The organism is Paraburkholderia sp. BL10I2N1, from assembly GCF_004361815.1.
In the GTDB taxonomy this organism is placed as follows: Bacteria; Pseudomonadota; Gammaproteobacteria; order Burkholderiales; family Burkholderiaceae; genus Paraburkholderia.
Map to the genome: position 1 here is coordinate 3,969,769 of NZ_SNWA01000001.1, position 21,744 is coordinate 3,991,512.

At 62.7% G+C, this 21,744-nt stretch carries 20 protein-coding genes; 12 read left to right on the plus strand and 8 right to left on the minus strand.

The window, feature by feature from the left end:
• Positions 1–35 precede the first annotated feature (35 nt).
• Both clpB and B0G77_RS18380 read right to left on the minus strand, forming a co-directional pair.
• Positions 36–2,633, minus strand: coding sequence for an ATP-dependent chaperone ClpB (gene clpB / locus B0G77_RS18375; protein WP_133663391.1), 2,598 nt, complete (start codon positions 2,631–2,633; stop codon positions 36–38).
• Between the two features lie 138 nt (positions 2,634–2,771).
• Positions 2,772–3,245, minus strand: coding sequence for an Rrf2 family transcriptional regulator (locus B0G77_RS18380; protein ID WP_133663392.1), 474 nt, complete (start codon positions 3,243–3,245; stop codon positions 2,772–2,774).
• A gap of 256 nt (positions 3,246–3,501) precedes the next feature.
• Between B0G77_RS18380 and B0G77_RS18385 the strand changes: the two genes are divergently transcribed.
• A complete protein-coding gene (locus tag B0G77_RS18385) occupies positions 3,502–4,044 on the plus strand; it encodes a group III truncated hemoglobin (protein WP_133663393.1) in 543 nt (180 codons plus the stop codon).
• A gap of 67 nt (positions 4,045–4,111) precedes the next feature.
• Here the strand turns inward: B0G77_RS18385 and B0G77_RS18390 are convergent, their stop codons facing one another.
• From B0G77_RS18390 to B0G77_RS18415, 6 genes are all read right to left on the minus strand, one after another.
• The gene (locus tag B0G77_RS18390) at positions 4,112–4,585 is read right to left on the minus strand and encodes a molybdenum cofactor biosynthesis protein MoaE (protein WP_133663394.1); all 474 of its coding nucleotides are present in this window, start codon (positions 4,583–4,585) and stop codon (positions 4,112–4,114) included.
• A gap of 22 nt (positions 4,586–4,607) precedes the next feature.
• Positions 4,608–4,865 carry a molybdopterin converting factor subunit 1 gene (gene moaD, locus B0G77_RS18395; protein WP_133663395.1) on the minus strand — a complete coding sequence of 86 codons (258 nt, stop codon included), beginning with the start codon at positions 4,863–4,865 and terminating at the stop codon, positions 4,608–4,610.
• A 30-nt stretch (positions 4,866–4,895) separates the two neighbouring features.
• Positions 4,896–6,128 carry a gephyrin-like molybdotransferase Glp gene (glp, locus tag B0G77_RS18400; RefSeq protein WP_133663396.1) on the minus strand — a complete coding sequence of 411 codons (1,233 nt, stop codon included), beginning with the start codon at positions 6,126–6,128 and terminating at the stop codon, positions 4,896–4,898.
• Positions 6,129–6,301: 173 nt separating this feature from the next.
• The gene (gene thrC, locus B0G77_RS18405) at positions 6,302–7,753 is read right to left on the minus strand and encodes a threonine synthase (RefSeq protein ID WP_133663397.1); all 1,452 of its coding nucleotides are present in this window, start codon (positions 7,751–7,753) and stop codon (positions 6,302–6,304) included.
• 9 nt (positions 7,754–7,762) lie between these two features.
• On the minus strand, positions 7,763–9,094 hold the full coding sequence (locus B0G77_RS18410; protein WP_133663398.1) for a homoserine dehydrogenase: 1,332 nt from the start codon (positions 9,092–9,094) through the stop codon (positions 7,763–7,765).
• A gap of 68 nt (positions 9,095–9,162) precedes the next feature.
• A complete protein-coding gene (locus B0G77_RS18415) occupies positions 9,163–10,410 on the minus strand; it encodes a pyridoxal phosphate-dependent aminotransferase (RefSeq protein WP_133663399.1) in 1,248 nt (415 codons plus the stop codon).
• A gap of 470 nt (positions 10,411–10,880) precedes the next feature.
• Between B0G77_RS18415 and B0G77_RS18420 the strand changes: the two genes are divergently transcribed.
• The 11 genes from B0G77_RS18420 to B0G77_RS18465 all read left to right on the plus strand — a co-directional run bounded on the left by B0G77_RS18420 (position 10,881) and on the right by B0G77_RS18465 (position 21,570).
• Positions 10,881–11,255, plus strand: coding sequence for an Mth938-like domain-containing protein (locus tag B0G77_RS18420; protein ID WP_133664196.1), 375 nt, complete (start codon positions 10,881–10,883; stop codon positions 11,253–11,255).
• Positions 11,256–11,421: 166 nt separating this feature from the next.
• A complete protein-coding gene (locus tag B0G77_RS18425; RefSeq protein WP_133663400.1) occupies positions 11,422–13,104 on the plus strand; it encodes a glycosyltransferase family 39 protein in 1,683 nt (560 codons plus the stop codon).
• 34 nt (positions 13,105–13,138) lie between these two features.
• Entirely contained in the window at positions 13,139–13,510 is a 372-nt protein-coding gene (locus tag B0G77_RS18430; RefSeq protein ID WP_133663401.1) for an SMR family transporter, read from the plus strand.
• 166 nt (positions 13,511–13,676) lie between these two features.
• Entirely contained in the window at positions 13,677–14,828 is a 1,152-nt protein-coding gene (locus tag B0G77_RS18435; RefSeq protein ID WP_133663402.1) for a DegT/DnrJ/EryC1/StrS aminotransferase family protein, read from the plus strand.
• Between the two features lie 6 nt (positions 14,829–14,834).
• Positions 14,835–15,896: a glycosyltransferase gene (locus B0G77_RS18440; protein ID WP_133663403.1), complete on the plus strand. Its 1,062-nt coding sequence runs from the start codon at positions 14,835–14,837 to the stop codon at positions 15,894–15,896.
• Positions 15,893–16,831: a formyltransferase gene (locus tag B0G77_RS18445; RefSeq protein WP_133663404.1), complete on the plus strand. Its 939-nt coding sequence runs from the start codon at positions 15,893–15,895 to the stop codon at positions 16,829–16,831. Before B0G77_RS18440 ends, B0G77_RS18445 begins: the two co-directional genes overlap by 4 nt.
• Positions 16,828–17,877, plus strand: a complete 1,050-nt coding sequence (locus B0G77_RS18450) for a bifunctional UDP-4-keto-pentose/UDP-xylose synthase (protein ID WP_133663405.1) — start codon at positions 16,828–16,830, stop codon at positions 17,875–17,877. Before B0G77_RS18445 ends, B0G77_RS18450 begins: the two co-directional genes overlap by 4 nt.
• Before the next feature lie 10 nt (positions 17,878–17,887).
• Positions 17,888–18,784, plus strand: coding sequence for a polysaccharide deacetylase family protein (locus tag B0G77_RS18455; RefSeq protein ID WP_133663406.1), 897 nt, complete (start codon positions 17,888–17,890; stop codon positions 18,782–18,784).
• A 156-nt stretch (positions 18,785–18,940) separates the two neighbouring features.
• Complete coding sequence (locus tag B0G77_RS18460) at positions 18,941–19,402, plus strand: peroxiredoxin (protein ID WP_133663407.1); 462 nt, start codon at positions 18,941–18,943, stop codon at positions 19,400–19,402.
• Between the two features lie 102 nt (positions 19,403–19,504).
• Positions 19,505–19,636 (plus strand): hypothetical protein, encoded by a 132-nt coding sequence (locus B0G77_RS45275; RefSeq protein WP_279571332.1) that lies wholly within the window; start codon positions 19,505–19,507, stop codon positions 19,634–19,636.
• Between the two features lie 101 nt (positions 19,637–19,737).
• Positions 19,738–21,570, plus strand: a complete 1,833-nt coding sequence (locus B0G77_RS18465; RefSeq protein WP_133663408.1) for a PhoH family protein — start codon at positions 19,738–19,740, stop codon at positions 21,568–21,570.
• Positions 21,571–21,744: the final 174 nt, after the last annotated feature.

Sequence of the window (21,744 nt, forward strand, 5' to 3'; positions counted from 1 at the left end):
CACCGGGCGTGGGCTGCGTCCCACGCCTGTTTCACTTAGTGCACAACCCGCTCGAACACGAGCTTGTCGTTTTCCACCTCGACAGGAATCAAGTCCTTCGGACCAAACCTGCCCGCCAGAATCAACTTCGCGACCGGATTCTCGATCTCCTGCTGGATCGCACGCTTCAACGGCCGCGCGCCGTACAGAGGGTCGTAACCGACCTTGCCGATCAATTCCAGCGCGGCGTCCGACACCACCAGTTGCATGTCGAGTTTAGCCAGCCGCTCGTGCAACCGCTGCAACTGAATCCGCGCAATCGACTGGATGTTCGACCGGTCAAGCGCGTGGAACACGACGACGTCGTCGATCCGGTTGAGGAACTCGGGCCGGAAATGAAGTTTCACTTCTTCCCAGACCGCATCCTTCACGGCTTCCTGCGGCTCTCCAACCATCGACTGGATCACCTGCGACCCGAGGTTCGATGTCATCACGATCACCGTGTTCTTGAAATCCACGGTACGCCCCTGACCATCGGTCATGCGACCGTCGTCGAGCACCTGAAGCAGCACGTTGAAGACATCCGGATGAGCCTTCTCGATTTCGTCGAGCAGGATCACACTGTACGGCTTGCGACGCACCGCTTCAGTCAGGTAACCGCCTTCCTCATAGCCGACATAGCCCGGCGGTGCGCCGATCAGACGCGCGACACTGTGCTTCTCCATGAATTCGCTCATGTCGATGCGGATCAGATGATCTTCCGAATCGAACAGGAACGATGCCAGCGCCTTGCACAACTCGGTCTTGCCGACGCCTGTCGGGCCGAGGAACAGGAACGATCCATATGGCCGGTTCGGATCGGCGAGACCCGCGCGCGAACGACGAATCGCATCGGCAACCGCGCTGATCGCTTCGTCCTGACCGACCACACGGTCGTGCAGTTTCTCTTCGATCTGCAGCAGCTTTTCGCGCTCACCCTGCATCATGCGTGAGACCGGAATGCCGGTCGCCCGTGACACGACTTCCGCGATTTCCTCCGCACCAACCTGGGTGCGCAAGAGGCGCCGGCGCGTCGGATTGTTCTGCTCCTGCGCCTCCGCCTGCGTAACCTGTTTCAGTTGCGCTTCGAGTTGTGGCAACTTGCCATACTGCAGTTCCGCGACCTTTTCGAGCTTGCCTTCGCGTTGCTGCCGGACAATCTCCGCACGCACCTTTTCGATCTCTTCCTTCAACTGCGCACTGCCCTGCACCGCGGCCTTTTCAGCAACCCAGATCTCTTCGAGGTCCGAATATTCGCGGTTGAGCCGCTCGATTTCTTCCTCGATCAACTGCAGGCGCTTCTGCGACGCTTCGTCCTTTTCCTTTTTGACGGCTTCGCGTTCGATCTTGAGCTGGATCAAACGACGGTCGAGCCGGTCCATTTCTTCCGGCTTCGAATCGATTTCCATCTTGATCTTCGAAGCGGCTTCGTCGATCAGGTCGATCGCCTTGTCCGGCAAAAAGCGGTCGGTGATATAGCGATGCGACAGCTCCGCGGCGGCAACGATCGCCGGGTCGGTGATATCGACACCGTGGTGCAGCTCGTACTTCTCCTGCAAGCCGCGCAGGATCGCGATCGTCGCTTCGACCGACGGCTCGTCGACCAGCACCTTCTGGAACCGGCGTTCGAGCGCTGCGTCCTTCTCGATGTACTTGCGGTACTCGTCGAGCGTGGTCGCGCCGACGCAATGCAGCTCGCCACGCGAGAGCGCCGGCTTCAGCATGTTGCCCGCGTCCATTGCGCCCTCGGCCTTGCCCGCGCCGACCATCGTATGGATTTCGTCGATGAAGACGATGGTCTGGCCTTCGTCTTTGGCGATGTCGTTCAGCACGGCTTTCAGACGCTCTTCGAACTCGCCGCGATACTTCGCGCCGGCGAGTAGCGCAGCCATGTCGAGCGACAGCACGCGCTTGCCCTTGAGCGTCTCCGGCACTTCGCCATTGACGATACGCTGCGCAAGCCCTTCGACGATGGCCGTCTTGCCCACACCCGGCTCGCCGATCAGCACGGGGTTGTTCTTCGTGCGCCGTTGCAGGATCTGGATCGAGCGGCGAATTTCGTCGTCGCGGCCGATCACCGGATCGAGCTTGCCCGCGCGGGCGCGCTCGGTCAGGTCGACCGTGTACTTCTTCAGGGCTTCGCGCTGGCTCTCCGCGTCCTGGCTATGCACCTGCGAGCCGCCACGCACCGCGGCGATCGCCGCTTCGAGCGACTTGCGCGACAGCCCGTGCTGCCGAGCGAGCCGGCCCGCTTCGCCTTTGTCGTCGGCGACGGCGAGCAGGAACATTTCGCTGGCGATAAAGGTGTCGTTGAGCTTCTGCGCTTCCTTGTCGGCCTGGTTGAGGAGGCCTGTGGTTTCGCGGCCGATCTGCACATTGCCGTCGGTGCCCTGCACCTGCGGCAGACGCGTGATCGCGTCGTTCAGCGCCGTTTGCAGTGGCTGCACGTGCACGCCTGCACGCGAGAGCAGCGAGCGGGCCGAGCCGTCCTGCTGCGCGACCAGCGCGGAAAGGACATGGACCGGTTCGATGTATTGATTGTCGTGGCCGACAGCCAGGCTTTGCGCATCCGCCAATGCTTCCTGGAATTTGGTGGTAAGTTTGTCGATTCTCATTAAGAGACCTCCAATTTCGAATATCACCAAAATGGGGCACTTTGTGCGGGTTTCAAGCGCCTTTTTGCATTGGACGGGAGTTTTTTGACAAACTGACGCGACAAACCACGGCCCCCCGCACCAGCCGGCAGGCGCCGCTTACTTCCCGACGGGCACGATCGGCACTGCCGTGCGCAAACCCAGCAATGCGGCGAGCGGCGCGGCCGGCTGCGCCAGATCACCGATCGTATGCCGGTCGAGTTCCACCATGAACGCTTCGCGTGCGGCTTCGAACACCCCCTTCAACTGGCATTGCGATTGAATCACGCAATGCCGAAGGCTACCCGTGTCATCGGGAATACAGCCGACGAGAGCGAAGTCGGCCTCGGTCGCCCGCACGACCTGGCCAACCGTGAGCGCTCCCGATTGACCTGCGAGCCGCAGACCGCCATGACGGCCGCGCACTGTCTCGACCCAGCCGAGTTCGCCAAGCCGCTGGACCACCTTCATCAGATGATTCTTCGAGATGCCGTAAGCGTCGGAGATGTCCTGGATCGTCGCGAGTCCTTCACGGCGGACCGCCAGATAAAGCATCACGCGCAACGCGTAATCGGTATAGTCGGTGAGTCTCATGGGATTCCGGTCGCGTTCAGCGGCAGGCGCAATCAGCATGACGACCGCGTCGGCACAAGGGTTGTCGATCCTGTTTCTACGCAATAACATGCCGCCTGGATGCACGTATGTCCGAACGCAGAACGCCTAGTGTGCGCCAGGTTGCGCTGTGCTCCAACTCGGACCGGCATTTTGCCGGTTTCAGGGTCGTGCTCGGTCCCGCGCGCGCCCGTGCGGCTGAATTCTGCCATTTTCGCCTTTCACCCGTGTTCACTCTATGAATCCGTCCTTTCCCCCGTTGCCGGCCGTCACGCGCCAGCCTGAGCCGACCGAAGAAAACGTCCGCGATCTGGTCTACGCGTTCTATGAGCGCGTGCGCGCCGATCCCCTGCTGGGGCCGGTCTTCGAGCGCACGCTCGCGGGAAGCTGGGACGAGCATCTGCCGAAGATGTGCACCTTCTGGGGAAGCATCGTGCTCGGCGCGAAACAGTATCGCGGCAACGTGCAGCAGGCGCATCAGCCGCTGCCGGGCATCGAACCGCAGCACTTCAGCCGCTGGTTATATCTGTTCCTGGATACGGTGGAGTCGCGCTATGAACCTGCCGCGGCAGTCCGTTTCATGGAGCCCGCGTTGCGCATTGCACAAAGCCTGCAGCTGTCGCGCTTCGGTTGGGACTACACGATTCCGGCGGAACAACAGGCGCTGCTGGATCGCGTCGCGCCACGGCGGCACAATCGTGACGACAACACGCACGAAAGCGCCCGGCCGCGTGGCGAGCCGTTCCCGACGAAGATCATCGGGCGCAACAAGGAAGATTGAGTGCGCCGTCAGCCGCATCGCCCGGCGTCCCATCCCGGGGCTGCCTCTCGCCGCCACAGACGCCGGATCAAGCCTTCGTGTTGCCTGAATCGACGCCCCAGCGGGCGAGCGCGACGTCATCGGTGACGCGCGCATCGACCCAGCGTTCCCCGCTGTCGGTCTTCTCTTTCTTCCAGAACGGGGCCTGGGTCTTCAGGTAGTCCATCACGAACTCGCACGATGCAAACGCATCGCCACGATGCGCGGCGGTCGTGGCGACCAGCACGATCTGGTCCAGCGGACAGAGCTTGCCGACCCGATGCACGATCAGCACATCGATGCCCGGCCAGCGGCTGCGCGCGGTCTCGACGATCGCCTCCAGCGCCTTCTCCGTCATGCCCGGATAGTGCTCGAGTTCCATCGTCTCGACGGCGCTGCCGTCGTTCAGATCGCGCACGGTACCGACAAAGCACGCCACCGCGCCGACCTTCGGATTCTGCGCGCGCATGGCGGCTACTTCGGTGGTCAGGTCGAAATCTTCGGTCTGGACGCGAACGGTCATCGGTGAGCTCCCAGACGGTCTCTCAGCCGCCCGTCACGGGCGGAAAGAATGCGACTTCGCAGCCGTCGGTAACACGCGTGGCGGCGTCGGTCATCTGGTGGTTACACGCCATGCGCAGGGCGCGCCCTTCGGCCAGCGCTTCGGCCCACGCGCCGCCGCGCACGCGCAGCCAGGCACGCACATCGCCGACCGTCGCAATGCCGTCCGGCAGCACGACTGATTCGTCCGCCACGCCAAGCGCCTCGCGGACGCTCGCAAAATATTTCAGCTGGATCTTCATGTTCAGTGTCCGGCGACGCGTCAGGCAACGTCAGTTCAGCAATTCGGAAAAAGGGATGAAACGCACGGTTTCGCCCGCGCTGATCGCATGGTTTGGCGGATTGTCGATCAGGCCATCGCCCCACACCGTCGAGGTCAGCACCGCCGAACTCTGGTTCGGGAACAGGTCGAGGCCACCCGCCGGATTGACACGCGCGCGCAGGAATTCATTCCTTCGATCGGCCTTCGACTGCGAGAAGTCGGCACGCAGCGACAGCGCGCGCGGTGTCACGGTGCGCACGCCGGCTAGCCGAAGCACGAACGGACGGACGAACAGCAGAAAGGTCGCAAAACTCGACACAGGATTGCCCGGCAAGCCGATGAAGAAGGTTTCGCCCACGTCCTGCGCCGTGGCGTTGGCGTCGCCCGACCGACGCACCGCGCCGAACGCAAGCGGCTTGCCCGGCTTCATCGCAATCTGCCACATCGACAGACGGCCTTCCGCCTCGACCGCCGGCTTCACGTGATCCTCCTCGCCCACCGATACGCCGCCGCAGGTCAGGATCAGGTCATGTGCCTGCGCAGCCTCGCGCAGCGTAGCGCGGGTCGCGTCGAGCCGGTCGGGCACGATGCCGAAGTCCGATACCTCGCAGCCCAGGTTCGCGAGCAAGCCACGCAGCGTGAAGCGATTCGAGTTGTAGATGGCGCCCGGCTTGCGCGGCTCGCCTGGCATCGTCAGCTCGTCGCCGGTGAAAAAAACGGCGACCTTCACGCGCCGCGCGACGGTCAGCGTCGCGCACCCGACCGATGCCGCCAACCCCAGTGCCTGCGGCGTAAGCCGCGTGCCCAAAGGCAGGATCACGGAGCCGCTGCGGATGTCCGCGCCCTGTTGTGTGATCCATTCGCCGGCCTTCGGCGTGTGCAGAATCGCGACTTCGTCGCCGGTCGTTTCGGTTTGCTCCTGCATGACGATGGCATCTGCACCGGGCGGCACCGTCGCCCCCGTGAAAATGCGCGCCGCCGTGCCCGCTGCAAGCGGCTGCGGCGCGTGGCCGGCAGGAATGCGCTGGGACACCGGCAAACGGCGCTCGCCTTGTGACAGGTCAGCCACGCGGACCGCATAGCCATCCATCGAACTGGTATTCATTGGCGGCACGTCGAGCGGCGACACGACATCGGCGGCCAGCACGCGATTCAGCGCATCGAGGGTAGGCAATGTTTCCGTGCCTTCGACGGCACGGGCCGCGCCAAGCAGCGTGGCGAGCGCATCGGCGGTCGAAAGCATCGGCGCGCGAGGCGCGGAAGATGGAGGCGTGGACATCGAATGGGCTGGCGCACAGGACCGAAAAGAATATTGTAGCGGTCAGAGAGCGCAGGCGGGGCACGCTGGACGGATAGCGTCCTTTTGTGGGTGCCCGGCACGCGCTCGGCGCGCCGGGCATTCACTCATTCACCCACTCAGTTCGACGTGTGTGCTGCGACGAAGTCCTTCACCTGCTGGACGTCGGCCGGCAACACTTCGAATCGCTGCGGCAGCGCTTCGAGACCGGAGAACGCCGCCGGCCGCTCCGGTTCGCGAAGCAGCGCTTCGCGGATCGTTTCACCAAACTTGATCGGCTGCGCGGTTTCCAGCACGATCATCGGAATGCCCGGTTGCAGATGCTCGCGCGCAACCTTCAGCCCGTCGGCGGTATGCGTATCGATCATCGTATCGTAGCGCTCGAACACGTCGCGGATTGCCTCGACGCGATCCGCATGGCTGCTGTGCCCTGACACAAAACCGAATTCCTGCACCCGCGCGAAATCGCCGCTCGCCGCCAGATCGAAGCCGCCCTTCTCTTCGACGTCGCGGAACAGTTGCAGTACGCGCGCCGGATCACGGCCCAACAGGTCGAACACGAAACGCTCGAAATTCGACGCCTTCGAGATGTCCATGCTCGGGCTGCTGGTGTGATACGTCTCGGCAGCCTTGCGCACACGATAGATGCCCGTGCGGAAGAACTCGTCGAGCACATCGTTCTCGTTGGTTGCGACGACGAGTTTCTCGATCGGCAGACCCATCATCCGCGCGATATGGCCTGCGCAGACGTTGCCGAAATTGCCGGACGGCACCGTGAACGACACACGCTCGTCGTTTGACTTCGTCGCCGCGAAATAGCCCTTGAAGTAGTACACGACCTGAGCGACGACCCGGGCCCAGTTGATCGAGTTGACCGTGCCGATCCGGTGCTTTGCCTTGAACGCGTGATCGTTCGACACCGCCTTGACGATATCCTGGCAATCGTCGAACACGCCTTCGACCGCCAGATTGAAGATGTTCGGGTCCTGCAGGCTGTACATCTGCGCAGTCTGGAACGCGCTCATCTTCCCGTGCGGCGACAGCATGAAGACGCTGATGCCCTTCTTGCCACGCATCGCATATTCAGCCGCGCTGCCGGTGTCACCCGAGGTCGCGCCGAGGATGTTCAGCGTCTCACCGTGCCTGGCGAGCGCGTACTCGAACAGGTTGCCGATCAGTTGCATCGCCATGTCCTTGAACGCGAGCGTCGGTCCGTTCGACAGTTCGAGCAGCGACAGCGGCGCGCCGTTTTCGACGCCCAGGGTCTTCAAAGGCGTGATCTGCGCGGCGCTTTCGTCGTCGCGGACGTTGCAGTAGGTCTCAGCCGTATAGGTGCGGCGCGTCAGCGTGCGCAGGTCTTCAGCGGGGATGTCGTCGCTGAACTTCGACAGGATCTCGAACGCGAGATCCGCGTACGACAGCCCGCGCCAGCGGGCCAGTTCGTCCGCCGTGACGCGCGGGTAGTGCGCGGGCAGATAGAGGCCGCCGTCTTTTGCCAGACCGCCGAGCAGGATGGCTGAGAAAGTGTGGCGCTCGCCGGCCCCGGCGCCGCGCGTGGAGATGTAGTTCATATGTGTGGCCTAGTTCAGCGCTTCCATGCGCAGCTTCGTCACCTTCGACACGACGGTCTTCAGCGCTTCGATGTTCGCGATCGCGGTGTTGACGTTCTTTTCGACCGTCTCGTGCGTGATCAGGATGATGTCGGTTTCGCCCTTGCCGTTCGCATCGACCTGCTCCGATTCCTTCTGCAGCAGCGCGTCGATCGAAATACCCGTGTCGGCGAGGATGCGCGTGATGTCGGCCAGCACGCCGGTCACATCGGCGACCCGCAGACGCAGGTAGTAACCGCTCGTCACTTCGTCGATTGACAGGATCGGCGTGCTCGACAGGCTGTCCGGCTGGAACGCCAGATGGGGCACGCGATGCTCCGGATCCGCAGTGTGCAAACGCGTCACGTCGACCAGATCGGCGATCACGGCCGATGCCGTCGGCTCCGCGCCCGCGCCCTTGCCGTAATACAACGTCGAACCCACCGCGTCGCCGTGCACCACGACCGCGTTCATCGCGCCTTCGACGTTCGCGAGCAGACGCTTCTCCGGGATCAGCGTCGGATGGACGCGCAGTTCGATACCTCTATCCGTGCGGCGCGCGATGCCGAGCAGCTTGATGCGATAGCCGAGTTCTTCCGCGTAACGGATGTCGATTGCGGCAAGCTTGCTGATGCCTTCGACGTAGGCGCGGTCGAACTGCACCGGCACGCCGAACGCGATCGCACTCATGATCGTGGCCTTGTGCGCAGCGTCGACGCCTTCGATATCGAAGGTCGGATCGGCTTCCGCATACCCCAGGTCTTGCGCGGCCTTGAGCGCCGTCGCGAAGTCGAGACCGCGGTCGCGCATCTCCGACAGGATGTAATTCGTCGTGCCGTTGATGATGCCCGCGATGTACTGGATGCGGTTCGCCGTGAGCCCTTCGCGCAGCGCCTTGATGATCGGAATACCGCCCGCCACCGCTGCTTCGAACGCTACCATCACGCCGTTCGCACGCGCCGCCTCGAAGATCTCCGTGCCGTGCACCGCGAGAAGCGCCTTGTTCGCCGTCACGACATGCTTGCGGTTGCGGATCGCGCGCAGCACCAGTTCGCGCGCGATGCCCGTGCCGCCGATCATTTCCGCAACGATATCGATCGACGGATCGTCGACCACCGCGCCGAAGTCGTCCGTAATCTGCACGGTGCCGCTTGCGCTGCCGAGCGCGGCGCTCGCCTTCGCGGGATTGCGTACGGCGATACGCGCCACTTCAATGCCGCGGCCCGCGCGGCGTTTGATTTCTTCCTGATTGCGGCGCAGTACGGTGAAGGTGCCGCTGCCTACCGTGCCGAAGCCCAGCAGTCCAACTTTGATCGGTTCCATGCAGCGTGTGTTTTCGAGTAAGAGATTAAGGAAACAGGTTGCGGGCGGCCGGTACGTCAGTTCAGGCGTCAGGCCGCGTGGCGCTTGCGATAACCGTCGAGGAAACGTGCGATCCGGTTGATCGAATCGGCAAGATCGTCGACGTTCGGCAAGAAGACGACGCGGAAATGATCCGGCGTCTTCCAGTTGAAGCCACTGCCCTGGACGAGCAGCACACGCTCTTCGAGCAGCAGATCGAGGATGAATTGCTGGTCGTTTTCGATCGGGTACATCTTCGGATCGAGACGCGGGAACATGTACAGCGCCGCCTGCGGTTTCACACAGGTTACACCGGGAATCGACGTCAGCATGTCGTACGCCAGTTCGCGCTGCCTGTACAGGCGCCCCGTGGGCACGATCAGATCGTTGATGCTCTGGTAGCCGCCGAGCGCCGTCTGGATCGCGTACTGACCCGGAACGTTCGGGCACAGCCGCATCGAGGCGAGGATGCCGAGCCCTTCGACGTAGTCTTTCGAGCGGCGGCGGTTCTCGCCGGTCAGGCCTGAAATGAACATCCAGCCCGCGCGGTAGCCGCACGAACGATAGCTCTTCGACAGGCTGTTGAAGGTGACCGTGAGCACGTCTTCGGACAGCGCGCCTATCGCGGTGTGCTGCTTGCCGTCGTAGATGATCTTGTCGTAGACCTCGTCGGCGAAGATCACGAGGCCATGCTCGCGCGCGATCTGGATCAGTTCGAGCAGCAGTTCGTTCGAATACAGCGCACCGGTGGGGTTGTTCGGGTTGATCACGACGAGCGCCCGCGTGTTCGGCGTGATCTTCGCGCGGATATCGTCCGGGTCGGGCATCCAGCCGTTCGATTCGTCACAGATGTAGTGCACCGGCGTTCCGCCCGACAGGCTCACGCCGGCGGTCCACAGCGGATAGTCGGGCGCCGGCAGCAGCACTTCATCGCCGTCGTTCAGGAGACCCTGCAGCGCCATCACGATCAGTTCAGAGGCGCCGTTGCCGATGAAGATGTCGTCGAGTTCGACGCCCTGCACGTTCTTCTGCTGTGCGTAGTGCATGATCGCCTTGCGCGCCGCGAACACGCCTTTCGAGTCGGAATAGCCCGACGAGCCCGGCAGGTTCAGGATCATGTCCTGAATGATTTCGTCCGGGGCTTCGAAACCGAACGGCGCCAGGTTGCCGATATTCAGCTTGATGATGCGATGGCCTTCTTCTTCGAGGCGCTTCGCATGTTCGAGAACGGGCCCGCGGATGTCGTAGCAGACATTCAACAGCTTGTTGGATTTCAGAATCGGTTTCACGGCGGGCACGGGGTCCTAGTCAATCAGTCGGTGTCAGTCTGGAAAAATCAGCCTGCGATGTTCAATCTGCGAAGTCCGGCCGGGGCCGACCAGTCTGGACGGACAGGTCTGCGAAAGCCTCTTGACGGGGAAGCAGGCCCGGGAGCGGCCGGTCCATGTGGGGGGACCTGTCTGAGTCGCGCCCTTCTGTCGTCATTTTGCCGGTCTTTTGCCGTCTGACGAACCTCTCCGGCGCAGCTTGTGGCGTCGCGCGAAGCAAGGGGGCGCCGCCGGGCGGCTAAAAAGTTATAATTTAGCGGATTTTGGCCGACTTCCGCAATGCACCAACCGTGTCGGCCAACCATTTTGGCCAATTCGTCCATTTCGTGCCGCCTGGTGAGGAGCTGGCTGTGAAGCGGCACGACGCCCTTCGCGCGCAGCACCCGCCACCCGATATTCACGATGGCCACGATGCCTCACGACGACCCCGGATCACAAATTTGAAACTACACCAGGATTCCAGCGGCGCCCTCAACACCGTCACCGGCTACGGCGCCGACTATGTCGAAATCAACCTCGAGCGCCATATGGGCAGCATCCTCGTGCTTCCAGACGCGCCCGTCATCGCCTGGCCGGTCTCTTCGTTCGAATCGCTTACCCCCGAACACTTCGAGCTGCTGATTGCACCGGCACCGGAAGTCGTCGTGTTCGGCAGCGGCGAACGCCTGCGCTTTCCGCACCCGCGCCTGACCGCCGCGCTCGCGAAGCACCGCATCGGTGTCGAGACGATGGACTTCAAGGCGGCCTGCCGGACCTACAACATCCTGATGGCCGAAGGCCGCAAGGTCGCGGCTGCGTTGCTGATCGAAAGCTAGAACGCGCGGCGCAGGCACCGCGTCACGGCGTTGCCACACGCTGCGCGACAGGCAGCGCTGCGCCACGGCGCCTCAATGGACCGAGGCCCGGCGCATGTCCGCCTCACTGTCGTCGCTCACCCTTCCACGACGCCGCCCCGCGGCATTGATAAACAGGCTGAAAACCATGAACGATACGCCGTCCCGGCTACCGCTCAACCGCACCGCGATCCTGCTGCTCGTCGTTGCGCTCGCTGTCATCTGGTTCGTGCCGCTCGGCTGGCGCCACCTGCTGCCGAGCGATGAGGGCCGCTATGCGGAAATGGCCCGCGAAATGTTCGTCACGGGCGACTGGATCACGCCGCGCTACAACGGCTACAAATACTTCGAAAAGCCGCCGCTGCAGACCTGGGCCAATGCGCTGACGTTCGCCTGGTTCGGCATCGGCGAATGGCAGGCGCGGCTCTACACGGCGCTCACGGGCTTCGCCGGCGTGCTGCTCGTCGGCTACACCGGCACGCGCGTGTTCAACGCGGCGACGGGCCTGTTCGCCGCGCTCGTGCTCGCGACTGCGCCGTACTGGTACCTGATGGGCCACTTCAACACGCTCGACATGGGTCTGTCGTTCTGGATGGAGTTGACGCTCAGTGCATTGCTGCTTGCGCAGCGCCCCAACCTGCCGGCAAGCCACGTGCGGCTCTGGATGTGGCTATGCTGGGGTTCGATGGCGCTCGCCGTGCTGTCGAAGGGGCTGGTCGGCATCATCCTGCCGGGCGCCGTGCTCGTGCTGTACACGTTCATCGCGCGCGACTGGGCAGTCTGGAAACGCCTGTATCTGGTGAGCGGCCTGATTGTCTTCTTCGTGATTGCAACGCCCTGGTTCGTTCTCGTCCAGCAGCGCAACCCGGAATTCCTGAATTTCTTCTTCATCGTCCAGCAGTTCCAGCGCTATCTGACGCCCGAGCAGAATCGCCCCGGCCCCATCTACTACTTCGTGCCGGTGATTCTCGTAGGGTTTCTGCCGTGGCTGTCGGTGAGCATTCAGAGCATCCGCCACGCGCTGCGCACGCCGCGCCAGCCGAACGGCTTCTCGCCGGTGACCCTGCTGCTGGTGTGGGCGGTGTTCATCTTCCTGTTCTTCAGTGCATCGCATTCGAAGCTGCTCTCGTACACGCTGCCGATCGCCCCGGCCCTCGCACTCGTCATCGGCATGTACCTGCCGCTCGTGACGCGCGACCAGTGGCGCCGCCACCTGACCGGCTATGCCGTGTTCTTCGTCGTCGCAGCGTTTGGTGCGATTTTCCTCGGCCGGCTGGGCAACGCGCGAACGCCGAACGAGCTGTATCGCGCCTATCAGGTCTGGGTATTCGCGGCGCTTGGCACAGGGTTCCTGCTCACGCTCGTCGCGCTCTGGCTCAACCGGCAGAGCCGCACCGGAATCGTCGGCGCGACCGTGGCGTTCGGCTCCGCGTGGCTGCTGGTTGCCACCATCGCGGGCACGGGTCATGACGTGTTCGGGCGCCTGAGCTCTGGCGCGCCGCTCGCGCCCGCCGTCAAGGCTGCGCTGGCAAAGCTGCCGCCCGATACGCCGTTCTACTCGGTGGGGGTGCTCGATCACACGATGCCGTTCTACATCGGCCACACGATGATCATGGTCGCGCAGCCGGATGAACTGACATTCGGTGTGTCGGTGGAACCGGAGAAATGGGTGCCGACCGTCGACGAATGGATCAAACGGTGGGACAGCGACCGTTATGCGCTCGCCTTGATGCCGACGCAGCGCTTTAACGAACTGTCGGCCCGGAACGTGCCGATGCAGGTCGTCGCCCGCGATGTGCGGCGCGTGATCGTGGAAAAACCGCAACAGTAACCCCATATCTGGACCAACGGACCTCTCGTCGCCGATGAACCCCATTTCCCTCTTTTGCATCCTCGCAGGCGTGTCGCTGAACGCCTGCGCGCAGTTGCTGCTCAAAGCCGGCACGAATGCCGTTGGACACTTCGAATTCACCCGTGCGAACATCCTGCCCATCGCCTTCAGGCTGGCAACCCAGTTGCCGATCATCGGCGGCCTCGCCTGCTATGTCGTGAGCGTCGGCGTCTGGGTGATCGGGTTGTCGCGGGTCGATGTATCGATTGCCTATCCGATGCTCTCACTCGGCTACGTCGTCAACGCCTTCGCGGCCTGGTATCTGTTCGGCGAGGTGCTGTCGGTCCAGAAGCTCGTTGGCATCGGCATTATCCTGGTTGGTGTTTTCGTGCTTGCACGAAGCTAGCCGCGGTGGTGGTATAAAGCCGCCCTGCAACCGTCAGCGCAACGGTCCGTTGCCGATCGCCGCGTCGAGCCGTTCTTTGGCAGACGCTTAAGCGTGCCTTAAGGTTCGCATAAGGCCTGTTTGAGCACACTTGCACATTGCACCCTTTTTATCGAGCACAGCATTCATGAGCCAGCCATCAGTCCCGTTTTTGCCGTTTGTCCGTCCGGAAATCGATGAAGAGACGATTCAGGGCGTAGCCGACGTGCTGCGCTCCGGCTGGATCACGACCGGTCCGCAGAACCAGAAGTTCGAGGCCGCGCTGTCGGAATTCTGCGGCGGGCGACCGGTGCGCACGTTCAATTCCGGCACGGCGACGCTCGAAATCGGTCTGCGAATCGCCGGCGTGGGCGAAGGCGACGAAGTCATCACGACGCCGGCCTCGTGGGTCGCAACGAGCAACGTGATCATCGAAACGGGCGCGACGCCGGTCTTCGTCGACATCGATCCGAAGACGCGTAACATGGATCTGGGCCTGCTCGAGAAGGCCATCACAGCGCGCACGAAAGCAATCATTCCGGTTTATCTGTCGGGCCTGCCGGTCGACATGGACCGCCTGTACGACATTGCCCAGGCACATAAACTGCGTGTCGTCGAAGATGCCGCGCAGGCATTCGGCTCGACCTGGAAAGGCGAGCGCATCGGCAAGCTCGGCGATATGGTTTCATTCAGCTTTCATGCGAACAAGAACCTGACGTCAATCGAAGGCGGCGCACTCGTGCTCAACAACGAAGACGAAGCGATCCTCGCCCAGAAGTACCGCCTGCAGGGCATCACGCGCACCGGCTTCGACGGCATGGACTGCGACGTGCTCGGCGGCAAGTACAACCTGACGGACGTGGCCGCACGCGTCGGCCTCGGCCAGCTGCCGCATCTGCAACGCTTCATCGCGCAGCGCAAAAATCTTGCACGCGCTTACTTTTCAGGCTTCGAAGGCGGCGCGGCCGTCAAACTCGGCGTCGGCCTGCCGCTCGCGGACTTCGAGAACAGCAACTGGCACATGTTCCAGATCACGCTGCCGCTCGAAAAGCTGTCGCTGGATCGCGCCGGCTTCATGGCGCAGTTGAAGGAACGCGGTATCGGCTCGGGGGTGCACTACCCGGCAATCCACCTGTTCTCGCTGTATCGCGCGCGGGGCTTCAAGGAAGGCATGTTCCCTCACGCGGAGCGCTTCGGCGCCACCACGGTCACGCTGCCGCTCTTCACGCAGATGAACGAAGGTGACGTGGCACGGGTATGCCGCGCGGTCAATGAAATTTGCGAACAATTCGGAAAATAAGCGGAAATGAGTCAAACGGAACATCACTCCCGAGCGTCGGACGCGCCGGAAGTCTCGATCGTCATCCCGGTGTACAACGAAGAGCAAGGTCTCGCGGAGCTCTTCGCACGTCTCTACCCGGCGCTCGACACACTCGGCACAACCTACGAAGTGATCTTCATCAACGACGGCAGCCGGGACAAATCGGCGGCGATACTCGCCGGGCAGTTCCGCGCGAGGCCCGACGTGACGCGCGTGATCCTGCTGAACGGCAACTTCGGTCAGCACATGGCGATCCTCGCGGGCTTCGAGCAGTCGCACGGCGAGATCATCCTCACGCTCGACGCCGACCTGCAGAATCCGCCGGAAGAAATCGCCAAGCTCGTCGCGAAGATGCGCGAGGGCTACGACTACGTCGGCTCGATCCGCACGCAGCGCCAGGACAGCCTGTGGCGCCGCAAGGCGTCGCGCGCGATGAACCGTCTGCGCGAACGCATTACTCGCATCAAGATGACTGATCAGGGCTGCATGCTGCGCGCGTACAGCCGTCAGGTCATCGATACGATCAACCGCTGCGGCGAAATCAATACGTTCATTCCAGCACTCGCGTACACATTCGCGCAAAACCCGGTCGAGATCGAGGTCGCGCACGAAGAGCGTTTTGCGGGCGAATCGAAGTATTCGCTCTACAGCCTGATCCGTTTGAACTTCGACCTGGTGACCGGCTTCTCGGTGGTGCCGCTGCAGTGGCTGTCGTTCATCGGCGTGATCCTGTCGTTCGGATCAGCCGCACTGTTCGTGCTGCTGCTGATCCGCCGCTTTATCATCGGCGCGGAAGTGCAAGGTGTGTTCACGCTCTTCGCCATTACGTTCTTCCTGCTTGGCGTGATCATTTTCGCGCTCGGGCTGCTTGGCGAATATATCGGGCGCATCTATCAGCAGGTGCGCGCGCGGCCACGCTATCTGGTGCAGACGATCCTCGAACAGCGCGACGGCACCACGGTCACGCAGACCCCGCGACAGACCGTCGTGCAGGCTGTGCAGAATGTGCAGATCGCGCCAGCCATCGATCAGGGCCCGCAGCCATGAAGCCCCGCGCGGTCGTATTCGCCTATCACAATGTCGGCGTGCGCTGCCTGCAGGTGCTGCTCGCGCGCGGTGTCGACGTGGCGCTCGTCGTCACCCACGAAGACAGCCCGACCGAGAACATCTGGTTCGGCAGCGTTGCGTCGGTGGCCGCCGAACATGGCGTTCCCGTCGTCACGCCGGCCGACCCGCGCAGCCCCGAACTGCGCGCCGCCGTGAGCGCCGCACGGCCGGACTTCATCTTCTCGTTCTATTACCGGCACATGCTGCCGGTCGACCTGCTGGCGATCGCCGCACGGGGCGCGTACAACATGCACGGTTCGCTGCTGCCTAAATACCGCGGCCGCGTGCCGACCAACTGGGCGGTGCTGAACGGCGAAACGGAAACGGGCGCCACGCTGCATGAAATGGCGGCGAAGCCCGACGCCGGCGCAATCGTCGCGCAGACACCTGTGCCGATCCTGCCCGACGATACCGCCGCGCAGGTTTTCGACAAGGTCACCGTCGCGGCCGAGCAGACGCTCTGGCGCGTGTTGCCGGCCCTGCTAGCCGGCGAAGCGCCACATCTGCCGAACGATCTGTCGCATGGCAGCTACTTCGGAGGGCGCAAACCGGAAGACGGACGCATCGACTGGAACCAGCCGGCGCATCAGGTCTACAACCTGATACGCGCGGTCGCGCCGCCCTATCCGGGTGCCTTCACGGAGCTCGAAGGCCAGCGTTTCATCGTCGCGCGGGCACGACTGGCGCCACCCGCAGCCCTGCAGTCGGATTTGCCGCCGGGACTCCACGTAAGCGATAATGCCATTTTTGCGATATGCGGCGACGGTCGCGCCATCGCTATTCACGAATTGCGGCATCAGCACGACGGTCAAGAAACCGTCGTCACCCCCGCCGGATTCACCCAGCTCATTCACTCTCCCCGTCACTCTTCATGAAAAAAGTCCTGATTCTGGGCGTCAATGGCTTCATCGGCCATCACCTGTCCAAGCGCATTCTCGAAACGACCGACTGGGATGTGTTCGGAATGGACATGCAGACCGACCGCCTTGGCGACCTCGTCAATCACGAGCGGATGCACTTCTTTGAAGGCGACATCACGATCAACAAGGAATGGGTCGAATATCACGTGAAGAAGTGCGACGTGATCCTGCCGCTCGTCGCGATCGCTACGCCCGCAACCTACGTCAAGCAGCCGCTGCGCGTGTTCGAACTCGACTTCGAAGCAAACCTGCCGATCGTCCGTTCGGCCGTCAAGTACGGCAAGCACCTGGTCTTCCCGTCGACCTCCGAGGTCTACGGCATGTGCGACGATGAACAGTTCGATCCGGACGCATCGCAACTCACCTACGGCCCGATCAACAAGCCGCGCTGGATCTACGCGTGCTCGAAGCAACTGATGGACCGCGTGATCTGGGGTTATGGCATGGAGGGCCTCAACTTCACGCTGTTCCGTCCGTTCAACTGGATCGGCCCGGGCCTCGATTCAATCTACACGCCGAAGGAAGGTAGCTCGCGCGTGGTCACGCAGTTCCTCGGCCATATCGTGCGCGGCGAGAACATCAGCCTCGTCGACGGCGGAGCGCAAAAGCGTGCGTTCACCGATATCGACGACGGCATCGGCGCTCTGATGAAGATCATCGAAAACAGGAACGGCGTCGCGACGGGCAAGATCTACAACATCGGCAATCCGACCAACAACTTCTCGGTGCGCGAACTCGCGCACAAGATGCTGGCGCTCGCCGCCGAATTCCCGGAATACGCGGAAACGGCGAAGAAGGTTCAGCTCGTCGAGACGTCGTCGGGTGCGTACTACGGCGCGGGCTATCAGGACGTGCAGAACCGCGTGCCGAAGATCGACAACACGAAGCAGGAACTCGGCTGGGCGCCGGTGTCCACCTTCGACGACGCACTGCGCAAGATTTTCGAAGCGTATCGCGGCCACGTCGCCGACGCTCGCGCGCTCGTCGAGCAGCAAGCGTAAAGGCGGCGCCTTGCCTCGTATCGTCCTGAAGATCGACGTCGACACGCTTCGCGGCACGCGTGAAGGCGTGCCGAATCTCGCGCGTATCTTCGACCGCTTCAAGGCGCGCGCCACCTTCCTCTTCAGCCTCGGGCCCGACCACACTGGCTGGGCGATGCGCCGCGTGCTGCGACCGGGTTTTCTGAAGAAGGTGTCGCGCACATCGGTGGTCGAGCACTACGGCGTGAAGCAACTGATGTACGGCGTGCTGTTGCCCGGTCCGGATATCGGTGTGCGCGCAGCGTCGGAGATGCGTGCGATCCACGAAGCCGGCTTCGAATGCGGCATTCATACGTGGGATCACGTGTACTGGCAGGACAACGTGCGTTCGCGTCCGCCCGAATGGACCGCCGCCGAGATGAAGAAGAGCTATACCCGGTTCATCGACATCTTCGGCTCGCCGCCTGTTACGCACGGTGCAGCGGGCTGGCAGATGAACGGCGCCGCGTTCGAGCAGATCGACGCGTGGGGCATGCACTACGCGTCCGACGGCCGTGGCCATACGCCGTATTTTCCAGTGGTCAACGGACGAACGCTGTCGCACGTCCAGATGCCCACCACGCTGCCAACGCTCGATGAAGTGCTGGGCGTCGATGGCGTGGATATCGATAACGTTGCCGCGTGGTACCTGAAGCGCACGCAGAGCAATCCGCACGATCAGGTCTTCACGCTGCACGCCGAACTCGAAGGACAGAAACTCGCGCCGGTGTTTGAGCAGCTCCTCGACGGCTGGCGCGCGCAAGGTCATACGTTTGCGACCATGGGCGATTATCACGCCGCGCTGGACCGAAGCACGCTGCCATCGTACCCTGTTACATGGGGTGAAATTCCCGGACGCTCCGGCGAACTGATCGTCCAGCCCGACTGATCGGCGCCGCGCCAAACCGGACCTTGCGGACCTCACCGGATCTTGTGCGCTGTCACGAAGTTTCACGCGTACCGGACTACTCCCCGCACCTCGATGCTCAAGGCTGACGGAGCCGCCCCAGCCGCTTCGTCATGCCGATAACAACCGGAGAACCTCGTGCCCATCGCAGTCGACCAACCCGTCCCCGACTTTACCGCTGCCGCAACCGGCGGCGAGTTCACGCTGTCCAGTCTTCGGGGCAAGAAGGCGGTGCTCTATTTCTATCCGAAGGACAACACCCCGGGCTGCACGACCGAAGGTCTGCAGTTCCGAGATCTTTACCCGAAGTTCAGGAGGGCCGGCGCGGAAGTCGTCGGCGTGTCGCGCGATAGCGTACGTTCGCATGACAACTTCAAGGCAAAGCTCGAACTACCCTTTCCGCTTGTGTCCGATCCGGACGAAACGCTGTGCACGCTCTTCGGCGTCATGAAACTGAAGAAAATGTATGGCAAAGAGGTACGTGGAATCGAGCGTTCCACCTTCCTCATCGACGGCGATGGCGTGTTGCGCCAGGAATGGCGCGGCGTCAAGGTACCGGGACATGTCGACGAGATTCTGGAGGCTGTACAAGCGCTTTGAGGCGCGTTATATTGGTCCGCAATGAGTGCCCCATCACCCCATTCTTTCCGCTGCTGCGCTGGCTTTCACGCTGCTGTTGTTGAAGTCGTGAGGCGCAACGCGATGACCGAAGTCGAGCCGCTTGCCCCGGTTGCCGGGGAGGCGGCTTTTTTGTTTGCGCGAAGCCGTTCGTCCGTTCAGCAACGCGTTTTTGTCAAGGAGCGCATCGAAACTCAGGCGAACCGGCATTTTTAGACCAAAGCGCGTCGCCTGTCGCATCCTGCGTGCTCTGTTCCGGCACGGCAGGATGCGACAGGCGACGCACGATATGTGACCCGCTTTTTCCGAGGGAAACCATGCCTTTGCCTACCCCACCCAGCAAGCTCGGCAATCTCTTGCCGCCTGATGAGTACAAGGCGAAAGCCCAGCCAGCGGCGAAATCCGCCCGCAAACAGGCCCACGAAGGGGAGCAGCTGGAAACGGCTGATTATGGCCGTACCAGCGTCGCCACACCGATGACGCACGCCGCCAACACCGCGACTACGCTGCGCCCCGTTCCGGCTTCGCCTGCCCCGGCCGCGGCGCCGGCGCCCGCCCGTGGCCGCCGCTCGAAACAGACCGCCGCGCTCCTTCAGACTGTGCCCGCTGCACGCCCCGAGCCGAGCCAACCTGCCGAGCCCGCTCACCCCGTGGTAGCACGCGCCGGCAAGGAAGCCGAAGCCGCCGTTCCCGCCGCGACCACGCCCACGACACGCGGCACGACAAAGAGCCGTGGCCGCAAAACCGGCGAAATCGAAATCCGCAAGCTGTTCGTGCTCGACACCAACGTCTTGATGCACGATCCGACCTGCCTGTTCCGCTTCGAGGAACACGACGTCTATCTGCCGATGATGACGTTGGAAGAACTCGACAACCACAAGAAGGGGATGTCGGAAGTCGCGCGCAACGCGCGCCAGGTCAGCCGTACGCTCGACGCGCTCGTCGCGAACGCGGGCGAGATGTCGGAAGGCATCTCTCTGGCCCGCCTCGGTAGCCGCGAAGCGTCGGGGCGTCTCTATTTTCAGACCAGGCTGACCCACATCGAGCCGGTCGAAGGTCTGCCGCAAGGCAAGGCTGACAACCAGATTCTCGGTGTAGTGCGTGCGTTGCAGCGTGACCGGGCGGACCACCAGGTCGTGCTGGTGTCGAAAGACATCAACATGCGCATCAAGGCGCACGCGCTCGGCCTGCCCGCCGAGGACTACTTCAACGATCAGGTTCTCGAAGACAAGGATCTGCTCTTTTCCGGCATCCGCGCGCTGCCCCAGGATTTCTGGACGAAGCACGCGAAGGGCATGGAAAGCTGGCAGGACACGAAAACCGGCACCACGTATTACCGCGTAACCGGTCCGCTGTGCGCGTCGATGCTCGTCAACGAATTCGTTTATCTCGAACCTCAGAACGGCGAACCGGCGTTCCATGCGCTCGTGCGTGAACTGAACGGCAAGACCGCATTGCTGCAGACGTTGCGTGACTACGGCCACCACAAGAACAACGTGTGGGGCATCACGGCGCGCAACCGCGAGCAGAATTTCGCGCTCAATCTGCTGATGAATCCGGAGATCGATTTCGTCACGCTGCTGGGCCAGGCCGGGACCGGCAAGACGCTGGTCGCGCTGGCGGCCGGCCTCGCACAGGTGCTCGACGACAAGCGCTACAACGAAATCATCGTGACGCGTGCGACGGTGCCGGTGGGCGAAGACATCGGCTTCCTGCCGGGTACGGAAGAAGAAAAGATGCAGCCGTGGATGGGCGCCTTCGACGACAATCTCGAGGTCCTCCAGAAAACCGACGATGCCGCCGGCGAATGGGGACGCGCCGCGACCCAGGAACTGATCCGCTCGCGCCTGAAGATCAAGAGCATGAACTTCATGCGTGGCCGCACGTTCGTGGACAAGTACCTGATCATCGACGAGGCGCAGAACCTGACGCCGAAACAGATGAAAACGCTTGTCACGCGGGCAGGCCCGGGCACCAAGATCATCTGCCTCGGTAACATCGCGCAGATCGACACTCCCTACCTGACGGAAGGCAGTTCGGGGCTGACGTATGTGGTCGACCGCTTCAAAGGTTGGGCGCATAGCGGCCACGTGACTCTCGCCCGCGGCGAACGCTCGCGGCTGGCGGACTACGCGTCCGAGATTCTTTAAGCTTCGCGCCTGCTTTGTCTGGAAGCCGCGCCGGGTATTGCCCGGCGCGGCTCTTTTCATGGTGGACCCAACGCAAATGCTGCCATCGCGCCGTTCCAGCAAAGCAACACTTAGCGCGCATACTTCAAGTAAATTGTCAGCAATTCTTGCCTGAGGCCTGTCGCGCGGGCTACT